10 protein-coding genes and 1 pseudogene are annotated in these 15,406 nt (G+C 73.8%); 5 read left to right on the top strand and 6 right to left on the bottom strand.

The window, feature by feature from the left end:
• Positions 1–61 precede the first annotated feature (61 nt).
• From ACFYZ4_RS17655 to nadA, 4 genes are read right to left on the bottom strand one after another with little or no spacing between them, the layout of a single operon-like run.
• The gene (locus ACFYZ4_RS17655; protein WP_390784282.1) at positions 62–5,650 is read right to left on the bottom strand and encodes an SDR family NAD(P)-dependent oxidoreductase; all 5,589 of its coding nucleotides are present in this window, start codon (positions 5,648–5,650) and stop codon (positions 62–64) included.
• Positions 5,647–6,573, bottom strand: a complete 927-nt coding sequence (gene nadC / locus ACFYZ4_RS17650) for a carboxylating nicotinate-nucleotide diphosphorylase (RefSeq protein WP_390784281.1) — start codon at positions 6,571–6,573, stop codon at positions 5,647–5,649. The genes ACFYZ4_RS17655 and nadC overlap by 4 nt, the downstream gene beginning before the upstream one ends.
• The gene (locus ACFYZ4_RS17645; RefSeq protein WP_384342204.1) at positions 6,570–8,189 is read right to left on the bottom strand and encodes an L-aspartate oxidase; all 1,620 of its coding nucleotides are present in this window, start codon (positions 8,187–8,189) and stop codon (positions 6,570–6,572) included. The genes nadC and ACFYZ4_RS17645 overlap by 4 nt, the downstream gene beginning before the upstream one ends.
• Positions 8,186–9,232 carry a quinolinate synthase NadA gene (nadA, locus tag ACFYZ4_RS17640; protein WP_384342205.1) on the bottom strand — a complete coding sequence of 349 codons (1,047 nt, stop codon included), beginning with the start codon at positions 9,230–9,232 and terminating at the stop codon, positions 8,186–8,188. Before nadA ends, ACFYZ4_RS17645 begins: the two co-directional genes overlap by 4 nt.
• A gap of 262 nt (positions 9,233–9,494) precedes the next feature.
• Between nadA and ACFYZ4_RS17635 the strand changes: the two genes are divergently transcribed.
• Together ACFYZ4_RS17635 and ACFYZ4_RS17630 are read left to right on the top strand one after the other, a co-directional pair.
• The gene (locus ACFYZ4_RS17635) at positions 9,495–9,785 is read left to right on the top strand and encodes an acyl carrier protein (protein ID WP_384342206.1); all 291 of its coding nucleotides are present in this window, start codon (positions 9,495–9,497) and stop codon (positions 9,783–9,785) included.
• Entirely contained in the window at positions 9,782–11,503 is a 1,722-nt protein-coding gene (locus ACFYZ4_RS17630) for a (2,3-dihydroxybenzoyl)adenylate synthase (protein WP_390784280.1), read from the top strand. The genes ACFYZ4_RS17635 and ACFYZ4_RS17630 overlap by 4 nt, the downstream gene beginning before the upstream one ends.
• A 152-nt stretch (positions 11,504–11,655) precedes the next feature.
• Here ACFYZ4_RS17630 and ACFYZ4_RS17625 read toward each other — a convergent pair.
• Positions 11,656–12,087, bottom strand: a pseudogene (locus ACFYZ4_RS17625) (4'-phosphopantetheinyl transferase family protein); the annotation flags it as partial.
• 210 nt (positions 12,088–12,297) lie between these two features.
• On the opposite strand from ACFYZ4_RS17625, the gene ACFYZ4_RS17620 reads away from it, so the two are divergent.
• Genes ACFYZ4_RS17620 through ACFYZ4_RS17610 form a run of 3 tightly spaced genes read left to right on the top strand, consistent with a single transcriptional unit; the run spans position 12,298 to position 14,338 of the window.
• The gene (locus tag ACFYZ4_RS17620) at positions 12,298–12,855 is read left to right on the top strand and encodes a TIGR00730 family Rossman fold protein (RefSeq protein WP_384342209.1); all 558 of its coding nucleotides are present in this window, start codon (positions 12,298–12,300) and stop codon (positions 12,853–12,855) included.
• Positions 12,856–12,887: 32 nt separating this feature from the next.
• Positions 12,888–13,652 (top strand): thioesterase II family protein, encoded by a 765-nt coding sequence (locus tag ACFYZ4_RS17615; RefSeq protein ID WP_390784279.1) that lies wholly within the window; start codon positions 12,888–12,890, stop codon positions 13,650–13,652.
• On the top strand, positions 13,652–14,338 hold the full coding sequence (locus ACFYZ4_RS17610) for a FadR/GntR family transcriptional regulator (RefSeq protein WP_384342220.1): 687 nt from the start codon (positions 13,652–13,654) through the stop codon (positions 14,336–14,338). Before ACFYZ4_RS17615 ends, ACFYZ4_RS17610 begins: the two co-directional genes overlap by 1 nt.
• Before the next feature lie 7 nt (positions 14,339–14,345).
• Here the strand turns inward: ACFYZ4_RS17610 and ACFYZ4_RS17605 are convergent, their stop codons facing one another.
• Positions 14,346–15,149: a BTAD domain-containing putative transcriptional regulator gene (locus ACFYZ4_RS17605; protein ID WP_384342213.1), complete on the bottom strand. Its 804-nt coding sequence runs from the start codon at positions 15,147–15,149 to the stop codon at positions 14,346–14,348.
• Positions 15,150–15,406: the final 257 nt, after the last annotated feature.

The following is a 15,406-nucleotide window of genomic DNA, read 5'->3' as shown; positions in this document are numbered from 1 at the left end:
TTCTCCTCCATGCCTTTGTCGTTGCGTTCGCTCCCCGGAGGGGCCGCCGGCCGGCCGGCCGTCACCGGGCCTCCGCCCTCGTCCGGTCCACGACCGTGGCGAGCTCGGCGACCGTGAGCGCGTTGAACACGGTGCCGACGGCCACGTCCGCGCCCAGGTCGGTGCGGAGCCGCGCCGCGAGCTGGATGCCCAGCAGGGAATGCCCGCCCAGGTCGAAGAAGTTGTCGTGCGCGCCGACCCGGTCCAGGCCCAGCAGGTCCTGCCAGAGCGCGGCCAGGGCGCTCTCGGTGGCACCGCGCGGCGCGGCGTACGGCGTCATCAGGTGCGGCCGGGGATGGGCGGGGCCGGCCGGAGCACCGCCCGCCGTGGTCCCCTGCGGCTGTGCGCCTTCGGTCAGCACCTGGGCCATGACGGCGGCGAGGTCCTGGGTGCACACGGCGACCTGGGGGCCCGGGTCCGCCGCCAGGATCCGGTCGAAGGCCGCCACGCCCTCGCCCGGCAGGATGCCCTGCTCCAGCTGCTGCCTCAGGAAGGCGACGCCGGGTGCCTCGCGCTCCTGCTCCGCCTGGGGGAAGCGGTAGCGGACGATCTCGTCGGACGTTCCGGCGCGCAGGCCCGCCAGCCGGTCGGTGAGGTCGCCGGTCCGCTTCAGGGTGAACCCCTCGACGGTGACCAGTACGCGGCCTTCCTCGTCGGTGATCGTCACGTCGGCGGAGAGGGTCTCCAGACCCGCGTCGTCGGCCACGGCGTAGCGGTGGTGGCTGTAGACGCGGGCGGTGAGCGGTGCGAACTGCGTGATCCGGCCGTAGGAGATGGGGATGCGGAACTCCTTCGCCACGTGGACACCGACGAAGGCGGTGGCGAGGTCCATGAGGGAGGGATGGAGCGCGAGCTCCGGGACCTCGTGGACGAACTCCGCGGGCAGGGCCAGCAGGGCCAGGAACTCCCCGTCGCCGGCGTACATGCGCTCCAGGCACAGGGACCGGCCCGCGAAGCCCATCGGGCCCTCGTGCACGGGGGGATCCAGCGGGCGCAGGCCCTTCGGCCCGGTCAGTGCCGCGAGGTCCAGGTGCGTGCCGGCCGGGGTCCCCCGGTCTCCGACGCTCGCGCTGCCGGTGGAGTTGAGCTGCCAGGCGGCCTTGCCGTCGTGGCGGCTGACCACCGAGAACGTGTAGTCGTCGCCGGTGCGGTCGAGGACCACCCGCACCTCGCGGGAGCGGTCCTCGTCCACCACGATCGGGGAGTAGAAGGTGATGTCCGACAGTTCCCGCAGCTCCGTGCCGGAGTGGTCGGCCAGCGCCGCCCGTACCAGTTCGAGGTGTCCGGTTCCGGGGACGACCGGGTGACCCAGCATCCGGTGCTCGTCGACGAGCCAGCTGCGGTCGGCACTGAACTCGGCGGCGTGGACGGCGTGCCGCCCGGTGGCGACGAGGCGCCGGCCCAGCAGCGGATGGCCGGTCTCCGCGGGGGTGTCCGCCGCGGCGGCGCCGCCCACGGTGCGCTCGGCCATGCCCACTTCGCGCCAGGCGTCCCAGTTGACCGCCGTGACCGGCAGGTCGCCGAGGGCGTCGTGGTGGTGGGCCACGGCGTCCAGGAAGGCATTGGCCGCGCAGTAGTCCACCTGCCCGAGCCCGCCGGTGACCGACAGCAGGGAGGAGCACAGGAGGACGAAGTCCAGGCCGTCGGCGACCTCGCGGCAGGCGTCGAGCAGTGCGAGCGTGCCGTTCACCTTCGGCGCGAGCACCTCGGCGGCCGCCTCCGGGTCCTTGAGCTGCATCAGGCCGCCACCGGGCACGCCCGCGGCGTGGATGACGCCGTGCACGGTGCCGAAGCGTTCCGCGGCCCGGCGCATCGCCGCAGCCACCGCCGGGCCGTCGGTGATGTCGGCGCGGACGACCTCGACGCGGCTGCCGAGCTCCTCCAGGTGCCGTACCCGTTCGATGCGCCGGAGGAGCGCGGCGTCCGCCCCCGTCCCGGCGGCCGGGACGTCCCAGTCCTCGCGGGGCGGCAGCCCGTGGCGGCCGATCAGCACGAGGTTGGCGCCGGCCGTGCGGGCCAGGTGACCGGCCAGTTCCAGGGCCATGCCGCCCAGGCCGCCGGTGATCACGTACGTGCCGCCTCGGCGCAGCCGGGGGTGGTCCTGCTCCGTGCCGTCGATCGGGGCGGGCAGGAACACCCGCCGCCAGCGGCCGGTGCCGCGCAGCACGATCTGGGTGTCGGTGACCGGCTGGTGCAGCTGCGCCACGAGCGCGTCGAGCGACCGGGCCGTGTCGCGGCGGCCCGCCGGGGCGGTGAGGCCGATGTCCACGCTGCGGCAGGCGACGCCCGCCGACTCGCGCGGCCACACCTGGGTGGGGCCCAGCAGCAGGGCCTTGAGCGGCTGCGACCCGCTGCCGCCCCACGGGTGGAGCTGGTCGGAGACGACGGTGACGGCCACCTCCTCGGCGGCGGTCCCGCCGAGGGCCTGGGCCAGGAAGAGCAGGCTGTCGAAGGCGCGCCACCGGAGCTCGGCGGCATCCGCGCGGTCGCCCGGGCCGGTCACGGTCCAGCAGTGCACGACGTGCCGTGGCAGGGCGCCGGCCCTGTCGAGTTCCCGCAGCAGGGCGGCGTAGTCCTCGGCCCGGTCGGGCCGTACGGTGCCGTGCCCGTCGGCCGGGGCCCGCCACGCGTCGCCGGGCCGTACGGTCACCACGCGGTGGCCCTGCTCGGTCAGTCGTGCGACGACGTGGTCGCCGACCGCCTGGTCGTCGAGGAACACCAGCCAGGTGGCGGGCTCGTCGGCGGTGCCGGGCCCGGTGAGCAGCGGCGGCAGGGGTTCCCAGCCCGGCACGGAGAACCACTCGGCGAGGTTCTCCCTGCGCACCGGCGCGGGCGCCCCGGGCGCGGCCGGCCGGGTCTCCCAGTGGGGGGCGACCCGGTGCTCGCGCAGCTCGAAGGGGGTGGTGGGCAGCGCGATCCTGGCCGGGTCCCCGTCGACGGCGGGCCACTCCACCGGGACTCCGGCGAGCCAGAGCTTGCCGATCGTGCCGTACAGGAACCCGGCGGCCGACCGGCGGTCGAAGGACGGGGGGAGCGTGGCGAGCACCAGCTGTGCCGCGGCGTCCCCGGCCGGACGGTTGCGCAGGGCGATGCCGCCGAGCGTGGAGCCCGGGCCGACCTCCAGGAGGATCCTGGTCGGTTCCGACCACAGCTCGCGGACCCCGTCGGCGAACCGGACGGGCTCGCGGAGGTGCCGTGCCCAGTAGCCGGGATCGGTGGCCTCGTCGTCGGTGATCCAGTCACCCGTCACGTTGGACAGGTACGGGATGGCCGGCGGCTTGAGCGTGAAGCCGGCGACGAGCTTCGTGAACTCCTCGACGATCGGCTCCATCATGACGGAGTGGAAGGCGCGCGAGGCGTTGAGCCGGCGGGCGGCCACGCCCTCGGCGGCGAGGTCGGCCTCGACGGCGGCGACGGCGTCCGGCTCGCCGGACAGGACGCACAGGTCCGGCCCGTTGACCGCGGCGAGGGAGAGCCGGTCGTCGAGCAGCGGGCGGACCCGCGACTCGGGCAGCGGCACCGCGAGCATCGCTCCGGGCGCGAGCCGGCCGATCAGCTCGGCCCGGGCGGCCACCAGCCGCAGCGCGTCCTCCAGGGTCAGCACGCCCGACAGGCAGGCCGCGACGTACTCGCCCAGGCTGTAGCCGATGAGGGCGTCCGGCCGGACCCCGCGGTGCTCCAGCAGTCTGGCCAGCGCGTACTCCACGACGAACAGGGCCGGCTGGGCCTCCTCGGTCTCGCTGAGCCCCTCGACCGCGGCGGCCCCGCGGCCGAGCAGCCTGCGCAGGTCGGTGCCCTGCTCCGGCTCGTCGGCGGGAGCGGGCCCGGGGTAGAGCAGGGCCGGCAGATCGATGCCGGACTGCTCCTTCAGCAGGGCCGCGCAGCGGTCCACCTCGGCGCGGAAGACCGGTTCGCTCTCGTAGAGCTGACGTCCCATCTGGGGGTACTGGTCTCCCAGGCCGGTCAGCAGCAGGGCGACCGGAGGGGCGTCCGGCGCCGCCCGGCCGGCGAAGAGGGCGTCGGCGGACGCGCCGCGCAGCGCGGCGACCGCCTCGTCCAGGTCGCGGGCGACGGCGACCCGCCGGTGCGGGAGGTGGATCCGGCCGTTCTGGAGCGTCCGGGCGACGTCGGCGAGCCGCAGTCCGGGGTGGTCCGCGAGGTGTGCGGCCAGCCGCTCGGCGGCGAGTTCGGCGCCTTCCGGGGTGCCGGCCGACACCGGCAGCAGGTACCGGCGGTCACGGGGACCGGCGTCCTCGGCGGCGGGGACCGGCTGCGGTGCCTGCTCCAGGACGACGTGCGCGCCCGTACCGCCCAGGCCGAAGGAGCTCACCCCGGCCCGCAGGGGGCCGGATCCGGCCGTCCAGGGGGTGAGCCGGTGGTTGACCCGGAAGGGGGTGCGGGCGAAGCGGATGCGCGGGTTGGCCCGTTCGAAGTGGAGGGTCGGCGGCAGCGCGGCGTGCTGGAGCGAGAGGACCGTCTTGATCAGACCGGCGATGCCGGCGGCCGCGTGCGTGTGCCCGATGTTCGTCTTGACGGAGCCGAGGGCGCAGTCGCCCTCGCGCCAGCCGGCGGCGCGGAAGGCGCGGTCGAGCGCGTCGACCTCGATGCGGTCGCCGAGCGGTGTGCCGCTGCCGTGTGCCTCGACGTAGCCGATGGTGTGGGGGTGGACCCCGGCGCGTTCCAGGGCGGTCCGGACGACCTCGGCCTGCCCCTGCACGCCGGGGGCGGTGAAACCGACGCGGTCGGCGCCGTCGTTGCCGACGGCCGAGCCGAGGATCACGGCCCTGATCGGGTCCCCGTCGGCGATCGCGTCCGCCAGCCGGCGCAGCACGACGACGCCCACGCCGTCGCCGATGACCGTGCCCTCGGCGGCGGCGTCGAAGGCGCGGCAGTGGCCGTCGGAGGAGAGGATGCCCCCGCGCTGGAAGACGTAGCCCCGCTGTTGGCCCGAGCGGACCGTGGCACCGCCGGCCAGAGCCGTGTCGGACTCGCCGAGGAGCAGGCTCTGGCAGGCGAGGTGCACCGCGACCAGCGAAGTGGAGCAGGCGGTCTGCACGGTCACCGACGGGCCGGTCAGGTTGAGCTTGTACGAGATCCGGGTGGCCAGGTAGTCGCTGTCGTTGGCGACGTCGCGGGCGAACTCGGCGGCCGCGTCCCCGTCGGTGCGCACGTGCCGGAGGTAGTCGCTGCGGTAGCCGCCGGCGAAGACGCCGACGGTGCCGCCGGGCTGGTCGGGCCGGCGGCCGCTGTCCTCCAGGGCTTCCCAGGCGCACGTGAGCAGCAGCCGGTGCTGCGGATCCATGATGTCCGCCTCACGGGGGTTGACGCCGAAGAAGCCCGCGTCGAAGCCGAACTCGTCCTCCAGCACGGCCTGCGCCGGGACGAAGTCGGGGTCGGCGCGCAGCTCCTGCGGCACCCCCGCGGCCGTCAGCTGCTCCTCGTCGAAGAACGTGACGCTCTCGGTGCCGTCCCGCAGGTTGCGCCAGAACGCCCCGGGGCCGTCGGCGCCGGGGAACCGGCAGCCGATGCCGACCACCGCGATGCGGCGGTCGGGAACGTCGGCGGGGCGGTCGGCGGTGTCGGCGGCGGCGGCCGTCTCGCGTCGGATCATGACTGCCCCTCTCCTCCTTCTGTGCGGGGGGCGAAGTCCAGCCCCAGGTCCAGGGCGGGCGCCGAGTGGGTCAGCGCTCCGACGGCGAGCAGGTCGACGCCGGTCCGTGCGTAGGCGGCGGCGACGTCGAGGGTGAGGCCTCCCGAGGCCTCCAGGCGGGTGCGGGGCGCGGTGGCGTCACGGCGGCGGACCGCCTCGGCGCACTCCTCGACGCCGAAGTTGTCCAGCATCACCTCGTCGGCGCCGAGGGCCAGGACCTCGTCCAGCTCGGCGAGCGTGGTCACCTCGATCTCGCAGGGCAGTCCGGCCGCGTGGGCGCGGGCGGCCCGCAGCGCGGCGCCGGCCGATCCGGCGGCGACGATGTGGTTGTCCTTGATCAGGACCGCGTCGCCGAGGCCGAAGCGGTGGTTCTCGCCGCCGCCGCGGCGCACCGCGTACTTCTCCAGCAGGCGCAGCCCCGGCAGGGTCTTGCGGCTGTCGCGGACCGTGCAGCCGGTGCCCGCCAGTGCGTCGTTCCACCGGGCCGTGAGGGTGGCGATGCCGGAGAGATGGCACAGGAGGTTGAGCATGGTGCGCTCGGCGTGGAGCAGTTCGCGGGTGGGCGCGGTCAGCCGGAGCACCACCTCGCCCGGGCCGATCCGGTCGCCGTCCGCGCGGTACTCGGTGACCTCGAACCGTCCCCCGGTGACGAGGTCGAGCACGGCCAGCGCCACCGGTGTGCCGGCCAGCACGCCCGGCCGGCGGGAGGCGACGACGGCCTCGGTGACGGCGTCGGCGGGCACGGTGGCGTCGGTGGTGGCGTCGGCGCCGTAGCGGAGGTCCTCCCGGAGCGCCTCGCCGACGACGCGGCGGGCGTCCTCGGTGTCGATGCCGGCGGCGCGCAGGCGTTCGTCGGTCGCGGACGACCAGGCCTCGGCGATCATGCGGCTCCTCCGACGGGAACGGGACGGTGGACGGACGGACGGCCGGTGGCCGCGTCGAGACGGACGGTCGTCGAGCGGCCCCAGGTGATGTCGTCGGTGCCGGGGAAGTCGGTGCGCACGTGGCAGCCGCGCGTCTCGCGGCGCTCGGCCGCGGCGCCGAGGAGGGCCTCGGCCACCAGGGTGAGCGCCGCGTCCTCGACCGCCGAGGTCGTGTCGAGCGGCCGGTGGCGGGCGTCGGCGGCGATGACGCGTGCGGCCTCCGCCAGGCCGGCCGCGGTGCGGCCGATGCCCGCGTGGCCGCTCATCGCCCGTTGCAGGACGGCACGGTCCGCCACGGCCGCCGGGCGGTTCGGCCAGGGGGCCGCGTCCACAGCCGGCGCGGTGCGGTCACGGAGGTCGGCCGCGACGGCCCGCGCCGCCCGCTCCCCCACGACGAGCCCTTCCAACAGGCTGTTGGAGGCGAGCCGGTTGGCCCCGTGCAGTCCGGTGCGCGCGACCTCCCCGGCCGCGTACAGCCCGCGCACGTCGGTGCGGCCGTCGACGGTCGCCACCACCCCGCCGCACGCGAAGTGGGCCGCGGGCGCGACCGGTATGGGCTCGCGCGCCGGGTCGACGCCGACGGCGGCGCACATGGCGTGGACGGTCGGGAACCGGCGCCGGAAGGCGTCCGGCCCGAAGTGGGTGGCGTCCAGCAGGACGTGGTCGGTTCCCGTCTCCGCCATGCGGCGGGTGAGGGCGGCGGCCACCACGTCGCGCGGGGCGAGGTCGGCGAGCGGGTGCACGCCGGCCATCACCCGCCGGCCCCGGCTGTCGACGAGGATGCCGCCCTCGCCCCGGACGGCCTCGGTGACCAGGGGGCGGCGGCCCCGCGCACCGGAGCCGGTGAACAGCACGGTCGGATGGAACTGGACGAACTCGAGGTCCGCCAGGCCCGCTCCGGCGCGCAGCGCCAGGGCGAGTCCGTCGCCGGTGGCGCCCTCCGCGTTGGAGGTCGCCTGGTAGAGCTGTCCGAGACCGCCCGTGGCGAGCAGCACGGCGGGGGCGCTGATCAGGCCCGGTATCGCGGCCGAGTCCAGCACGGCGAGGCCCGCGACCTCCCCGCCGGGGGTGCGCAGCACGTCCAGGGCGGTGTGTCCGGTCAGTACGGCGACGCGGTGGTCGCGGGAGGCCGCCAGCAGGGCCCGTTCGACCTCGGCGCCTGTCGCGTCGCCGCCGGCGCGCAGGATGCGGAAGGCGCTGTGACCGCCCTCTCGCGTGCGGGCCAGGGCGTTGTCGTCGCCGGTGTCGAACCGGGCGCCGGTCCGGCGCAGCCGCTCGACCGCGTCCGGACCGTACGTGACGATCTGCTCGACCGCGTCCTCCTCGCACAGCCCGGCGCCGGCCACGCGGGTGTCCCGGGCGTGCCGCTCGACGGTGTCCCCGGGCTCGTGTGCGGCGGGCAGGACGACGGCCACACCGCCCTGGGCGTGCGGGGTGTTGCCGTCGCCGGGGCCGCCCTTGGTCACCACCAGGACCCGCAGCCCGAGTCCGACGGCGGTGAGGGCGGCGGTGAGGCCCGCGACGCCGGTCCCCACCACCACCAGGTCCGCGCGGGCTTCCCAGCACGGACCGGTCATTCGCCACCGCCCGGCCGGCCGATGGCGATCATCCGCTGTACGGACGCCCGGCCGCGCGCGGCCACCTCCGGGTCCACGTGCACTTCGTCGGCGCCATCGCGCAGCGCGCGCAGCAGCGCGGCCGGCGTGATCATCTTCATGTAGCGGCAGGAGGCGCGCTCGTTGACGGCGCGGAAGTCGATCTCCGGCGCCGCCTTGCGCAGCTGGTGCAGCATGCCGATCTCGGTGGCCACCAGGACGGAGGTCGCCCCGGTCTCGCGGGCCGCGTCGAGCATCCCGCCCGTGGAGAGGATCTTCACCCGCTCCTGGGGCACGATGCCCTCGCCGGCGAGGTAGAGGGCCGAGGTGGCGCAGCCGCACTCGGGGTGGACGAAGAGTTCGGCTCCGGGGTTGGCGGCCGCCTGGTCGGCCAGCTCGGCCCCGTTGATACCGGCGTGCACATGGCACTCGCCGGCCCAGATGTGCATGTTCGCCCGGCCCGTTTCCCGTTTCACGTGGGCACCGAGGAACTGGTCCGGGCAGAAGAGGACCTCACGGTCGGCCGCAATCGACTCGACCACCTCGACCGCGTTGGAGGAGGTGCAGCAGATATCGGTTTCCGCTTTCACCTCGGCGGTGGTGTTCACGTACGAGACCACCACGGCGCCCGGGTGTTCTGCTTTCCATGCACGCAGCTCTTCGGCGGTGATGGAGTCGGCCAGCGAGCAGCCGGCCCGGGCGTCCGGAATGATGACGCGCTTTTCCGGGGCAAGCATCTTGGCCGTTTCCGCCATGAAGTGGACACCACAGAAGACGATGGTGTCGGCATCGCACTCGGCGGCGATTCGGCTCAGCCCGAGCGAGTCGCCCACGTGGTGCGCGATTTCCTGGATCTCGGGGAGCTGGTAGTTGTGCGCGAGAATCACCGCGTTGTGCTGCTCGGCGAGCCTCAGCACCTCGTCGCGCCAGGCCGCATCGGCCGCCACCCCTCCGTACGGGGTCAGGTCGCCCTCCGCCCGACCCTCTCCGGACGAGGCCACCACGGGAATTGCTTCCGCCGTCATCTGTTCAAGCCCTTCCAACCGAAAGCCTGCGGATCCAATTTGTCTCAGGAGATCAAAGTAAACGGTCGTTCTAAAACCGTCCTTAAAATCCGCCTGGCAGACCGGATATCCAACACTAAAGAACCGCAGAACTCCCGCAGATCCGACGAATATTTCACCGATCAGGGCGCTAGCATGACGGCTTACCACGTGACGCACGGCCGCCAGGCACTCGGTTTACCGTCAAAATCCCATGCGGAGAAGCCTTTCTCCAGGAGGTTCTGTGAACGCGACTCTCGATGAACTGCGCAGCATTCTCATGGAACTGGGTGTGCAGGAGGAGGAGCTGACGCCCGGATGCCGTCTGCGGTCCGGTCTCGGTCTGGACTCCACCGAGACCGCCCAGCTGGAGCTGGAGATAGAGGAGCGGCTGCGCGGCCACGTCGACCTCTGGGACCGGCACGACTACTCCCTGGCGGAACTGGCCGACGCGATCGACCAGGAGGCCGGCGCCGGATCCGGGACGGGGTCCGAGGCCGGGTCCGAGGCCGGGTCCGGGAGCGTGGCCCGGTGACCGACGGCATCGTGCGCGTCCCCGGCGAGCGCGCCGAGGAGTACCGCCGCCGCGGATGGTGGCAGCCCCGGCTGGTCACCGACGTGGCGCTCGGCTCCGCACCGGAGTACCCGGACCGCTGCGCCGTCGTCGACGCCGGTCACCGCCTCACGTACGGCGAACTCGCCGCCGCCGTCGAGGCGGCGGCCTCCCGGCTGCGGCGCCTCGGCATCGGCCGCGGCGACCCCGTCCTCGTCCAGCTGCCCAACGGCCTGGAGTACGTGATCACCACGCTCGCCCTGATCCGGCTCGGCGCGCCCCCCGTGGTGGCCCTGCCCGCGCTGCGCGAGCACGAACTCGACCACGTCCTGAGCGTCACCCGGCCGGTCGCGATGGCCGTGCCGCTGCGCTCACGCCGCTTCGACCACCTGGCGATGGCCGAGCGCCTGCGGGAGCGGCACCCGGGCATCCGCATGCTGCTCGTGACCCGTGCGGACGGGGCCGCGGCGGGCGAGGGCGTGCCCGTCCGGGCGGACCTCGCCGACCTCACCTCGCTGACCCTGGGCGGTGTGGTGCCCGGCGTGGACGCCCCGGGCGGGCCGCTCCACGCCGCGGACGAGGCCCCGGAGCCGCCCGGCCCGCGGGACAACGCGCTGTTCCTTCTCTCCAGCGGCACCACCGGCCCGCCGAAGGCGATACCCCGCCCCCACGAGGCGTTCGGACACGTGATCCGCTCCGCGGCCGAGGTCTCCGGGCTGTCCGACTCCTCCGTCTACCTGGCGGTGATGCCGGCGTCGCACAGCTTCGTCCTCGGCCACCCGGGCATCCTCGGCACCCTCTCCCGCGGCGGCCGGATCGTCCTCGACTCCCCCGACGACCCACGGCGGACCCTGGCGCTCGTCGAGCGCGAAGGGGTCACCCACTGCGCCCTGGCCCCCGCGGTCCTCCTCCAGTGGCTCGCGGCCGCCGAGACGGGCGAGTTCGACCTGTCGAGCCTTCGAGTGCTCCAGGTCGGCGGTGCGCGGCTGGACCCCACCACCGCCCGCCGGGTGCGCGAGCAACTGGGCTGCCGGGTCCAGCAGGTCTACGGGATGAGCGAGGGCCTGCTGAACTTCACCCGGCTCGACGACCCGGACGCGGTGGTGGACGAGACGCAGGGCCGTCCCTCGGCCGCCGGCGACGAACTCCTCGTGGTCGACGAATCCGGTCGCGAGGTGGGCCCCGGCGAGACCGGTGAACTCCTCACCCGGGGACCGAGCGTGCTGGCCGGCTACTACGGCGAGGACGAGACCAACGCCCGCTCCTTCACCGCGGACGGCCACTACCGCACCGGCGACCTGGTGCGGCTCCACCCCAGCGGCAACCTGGTGGTCGCCGGACGGGTGAAGGACGTCGTCAACCGGGGCGGCGAGAAGATCCCCGCGGACGAGCTGGAGGCCGTGGTCCTGACCCATCCGGGCGTCCGCGCCGCCGCCGCGGTGGCGATGCCGCATCCCCTGTACGGCGAGGCCGTCTGCCTCTTCGTGGTGGCGGCCGGGCCCCCGCCGGCACCGGCCGCTCCGACCCTTCGCGAGCTGCGGCGCCACCTGGAGGACAAGGGGCTGGCCCGCTACAAGCTGCCGGAGCGGCTGGTGCCGGTGGAGTCCCTGCCGCTGGCCGGCGTCGGGAAGGTGAACAAGGTGGCGCTGCGCGCCGAGGCCGCACGGCTGGTGGCGGCGGAGCGGGCCGCACGCCGATGATCCGTACCCGCCCCGGACAGGTCCGCGAGGTCCCCGTGCCGGACGGTGAAGCCGGCCGATCCGAGGACGGCGAGCACCGCCGTGTAGCCGCGGGGCGCGGCGAGCCGGGCCAGCCGCATCCTCGCGGCCGGCCCCGGCCTGCCCTCCCAGTGCGTGAGACGCGGCGCGCCCTCCGGATCCGCCACGCCCAACCGGTGCATGGGGAACCGCAGTCCGTCGCCGGTCGCCTTCAGCGCCGCCTCCTTGCAGGTCCACACGGACAGCAGCCGACGCCTGCGCGCCGCCTCCGGCAGCTCCTCGTAGGCGGGGCGCTCCCCGGGCGAGAGCACGCGGGGCGCGAGCCGCAGCAGGTCGACGCTTCCGTCGTCGCTCTCCACGTCGATGCCCAGGGGCGTCTCGCGGGCCGCGGCGAGGACGATGTGCTCGCCCGAATGGGACAGCGACACCTCGACGGAACCGCCCACGGCCACCCGGGGTTTGCCGTGCGGCCCTCCGCAGCCGTCGCACTCCCCGACGACGGGCACGTCGCCGGGCGCGATGCCCGTGTACCCGCCCACGGCCAGCCGGAGCAGGGTGCGGCCCATGACGAACCGGGCCGCGGCATCGTCCCTGCGCATCTCCGCGAGGCGTTCCCGCTCCCGCTCGTCGAGCAGCTCGCGGTGGTGCGGACGCACGTCGCCCACCCTCCCCCACCACACGTGGACGGTGTCCTCGGGCAGTTCCGCACTCATGTCGACGACGGCCTTCACGCGGCCACCACTCCCTCGCACAACAGATCGGACAGGACGGCTTGCATGAATCTCTCGGTGTGTGTGTTCTGCAGCGCCTCGGACTCGGTCGACGCCCGGTACCTGAAGCTGGCGGAAGAGGTGGGCACCGCCGTCGCCGCCCGCGGCTGGACGCTGGTCTCCGGCGGCGAGCACGTCTCGATGATGGGCGCGGTGGCCACCGCCGCCCGGGCGGCCGGCGGGCAGACGGTGGGGATCGTGTCGGAGTCGCTGCTGCACCGCGCCGACCACGCCAGCGACCGGCTGATCGTCACCCCTGGCTTCGGCGCCCGCAAACAGCGGATGACCGAGGAGGCCGACGCCCTGCTCGCGCTGCCGGGCGGCCTCGGCACCTGCGACGAGATCTTCACCGCGTGGACGGAACGCATGGTCGGCGTGCACGACAAACCCCTCGTCCTGCTCGACCCCGATGACCATTTCGGCGGCCTGCTCGACTGGCTCGACGCCGCCCGGGCGCGCGGCTTCGTACGGGGACGGTCGCTTGAGGCGGTGCGGCACACGCGTACGGTCGCCGACGCCCTGGACGCCTGCGCCGGACGGCTTCCGGCCCCCTCCTCGCACTGAACCGCCCCACCCCGAAAGGTCCCGGAGAGCACATGGAAACCACGAACCTCACGAGCCCGTGGCTGATCACCCCCAAGCCCGACGCCGACGCCCGGCTGCGGCTCTTCTGCATCCCGTACGCGGGCGGCGGAGCGTCGATGTACCGCAGCTGGGCGCACCGGCTTCCGGCCGGAGTGGAGGTCAACGCCGTCCAACTGCCCGGCCGCGAGGAGCGCTTCCGCGAGGAGCCGGTGCGCAGCCTCGACGACGTCGTCGCCGGTCTCGGCGCCGTGCTGGCCGCGCACACCGACCGGCCCTACGCCCTCTTCGGGCACAGCATGGGCAGCCTGCTCGCCTTCGAGACCGCGCGGTGGCTGCGCGCCGAAGGCCACCCGGCACCCGAGTTCGTCATCGTGTCGGGCCGCGGCGCGGCGCAGATCCCGCCGCCGTGGCCGGCCATCCACCACCTTCCCGAGGAGGAGTTCGTCCAGCGGGTCATGGACATGCACGGCACACCGGCCTGGGTCTTCGAGGACCAGCAGCTGCGCACGATGGTCGTGCGGACCCTGCGCGCCGACCTGACGGTGGTGGACACCTACCGGTACCGTGCCGCGGCCCCGCTGTCCTGCCCGCTCACCGCCTTCACCAGCCCCGGGGACGCGCTCGCGCCGGTCGAGCACGTCCGCGCCTGGGCCGAGCAGACCACCGCGGACTTCCGGTATCACGAGATCGAGGGCGGGCACTTCTTCCTCCGGGACAATGCGGAGTCCTTCCTCTCCATGCTGAATTCCGAGCTCCTGACGAGGCTTTCGTCGTGATGACGGTCCGCCGCGCGCTCCTGGTGGACCAGGTGATCGAGCACATGCGGCAGCAGATCACCACCGGTGCCTGGCCGGTCGGGCACCGCGTTCCCACCGAGACCGAGCTGTCCGACGAACTCCGGGTGGCGCGCAACACCGTGCGCGAGGCGGTCCGGGCGCTGTCGCACTCCGGGCTCCTGCACGTCCGGCAGGGCAGGGGCACGTACGTCCGGGCCACCAGCGAGCTGTCCGGTGCGCTGGGCCGCCTGCGCACGACCGAGCTGCGCGACGTGCTCCAGGTGCGGCGCGGGCTGGAGGTCGAGGCGGCGCGGCTCGCGGCCCACGTGGGGGACGAGGACGGCCTGCGCGCTCTGGAGGCCCGCCTCTCGGCGTGCGAGGCGGCGGCGCGCGCGGGGCGCTGGGAGGCCGTGCCGCAGGAGGACACCGAGTTCCACACGGCACTGGTGGAGTACACCGGGAACGGCGTTCTCGCCGCTCTGTACCGGGGCTTCTACGAGGCCGTGCTGGCCAGCGTGATCACGTGCGTGGACCCGTGCGGCGCCGGGTCCGGTCTCGCCTCCCACCGCAGGCTCCTCGAAGCGGTGCGGGCCGGGGACGCCGAGCGGGCGGCGGCCGAGGCCGGCGCGCATCTGTCCGCCCTGCTGCACGGGCCGGAGCCGGAGCGTCCCGGCGCGGCGGACTGAGGAAGCGTCACGGCGACGGCGCACAGGCCGCCGCCAGCAGCGGCGCGGCGGAGGGCTCCAGCCACGGCTCGCGGGCCAGCACGGCGTGATGCAGGGCCTGCAGCCGCGGGCTGGGTTCCATGCCCAGTTCCTCGACCAGGCTGTGGCGGAAGCGGTTGTAGACGTCGAGGCATTCGGAGATCCGGCCGCTGCGGTAGAGGGCGATGATGAGGAGGTAGTAGAGGTTCTCCCGGATCGGTTTGTCGGCGATGAGGCCGTACAACTCGCCGGTGAGCATCGAGTGGCGCCCCAGACTGATTTCCAGTTCGAGCCACTGCTCGTATACCGAATTTCGCCGCTCGTCCATTTGCCGGGCATAGTCCCGCAGGGCGGGTACCTCTCGGAGGTCCGCCAGCGCCGGACCGTTCCAGAGGGAAAGCGCCGCGGAGAATTCACCCGCCGCTTGTTCCTTTCGGCCGAATCCCACGGAAGTCCGGGCTTTCGACACCAGCGCATTGAAGTCATCGCAGTCCATCGCATGGCCGGCGGGGCGGAGCATGTAACCGGCCGGCATCGTCCTGAGGATGCTCGGGTCGATCCCAGAGGTCTGGAAATGCTTGCGCAGCTTGGACACGTAGACCTGAAGGGCGGTGGCCGCCGTACGCGGCGGCTCGCCCGACCACAGGACGTTGATGAGGTGCGGCGCGGTGACCGGCCGGCCGGAACTCACGCACAGGGCGGCGAGCAGCGAACGGAGCTTGAATGGCCGAGGCGTGACCTCCTCGCCCAGATCCGTTTTCACTTCGAGCGGACCTAGAATCTGTATCTTCACGCGATCAGTCCCCCTGAAACTAGACACTGTCACGCTCCGCAGCCCCGCCGCAATCACAGCGCAATTTACGCCCCGATCCCGTGAAGCCGCACAGCGGTTCGATCATCGGCAGACCGAAGGGCGGTCGTCAACTTTCAGTCGGTTCGTAAACCGCTCCCACAGGGCGACCACGTCGGTATAATCCACACACGACGAAGGGGTGAATCGGTATATTCAGGGTACATCTACCCCCCGCGTCGCACGGGACCGCGGCCGGG

Source organism: Streptomyces sp. NPDC001513 (assembly GCF_042894695.1).
Lineage (GTDB): Bacteria > Actinomycetota > Actinomycetes > Streptomycetales > Streptomycetaceae > Streptomyces.
The sequence above is the reverse complement of the archived record's forward strand: the minus strand, read 5'-3'. Positions and strand labels throughout refer to the sequence as shown.

What these genes read in the sequence shown, in the direction of transcription:
- ACFYZ4_RS17620 (WP_384342209.1), top strand. Translation starts at nt 12,298, where the DNA reads ATGAATCTCTCGGTGTGTGTGTTCTGCAGCGCCTCGGACTCGGTCGAC.
- ACFYZ4_RS17655 (WP_390784282.1), bottom strand. Translation starts at nt 5,650, where the DNA reads ATGATCCGACGCGAGACGGCCGCCGCCGCCGACACCGCCGACCGCCCC.
- ACFYZ4_RS17615 (WP_390784279.1), top strand. Translation starts at nt 12,888, where the DNA reads ATGGAAACCACGAACCTCACGAGCCCGTGGCTGATCACCCCCAAGCCC.
- ACFYZ4_RS17610 (WP_384342220.1), top strand. Translation starts at nt 13,652, where the DNA reads ATGACGGTCCGCCGCGCGCTCCTGGTGGACCAGGTGATCGAGCACATG.
- ACFYZ4_RS17645 (WP_384342204.1), bottom strand. Translation starts at nt 8,189, where the DNA reads ATGACCGGTCCGTGCTGGGAAGCCCGCGCGGACCTGGTGGTGGTGGGG.
- nadA (WP_384342205.1), bottom strand. Translation starts at nt 9,232, where the DNA reads ATGACGGCGGAAGCAATTCCCGTGGTGGCCTCGTCCGGAGAGGGTCGG.
- nadC (WP_390784281.1), bottom strand. Translation starts at nt 6,573, where the DNA reads ATGATCGCCGAGGCCTGGTCGTCCGCGACCGACGAACGCCTGCGCGCC.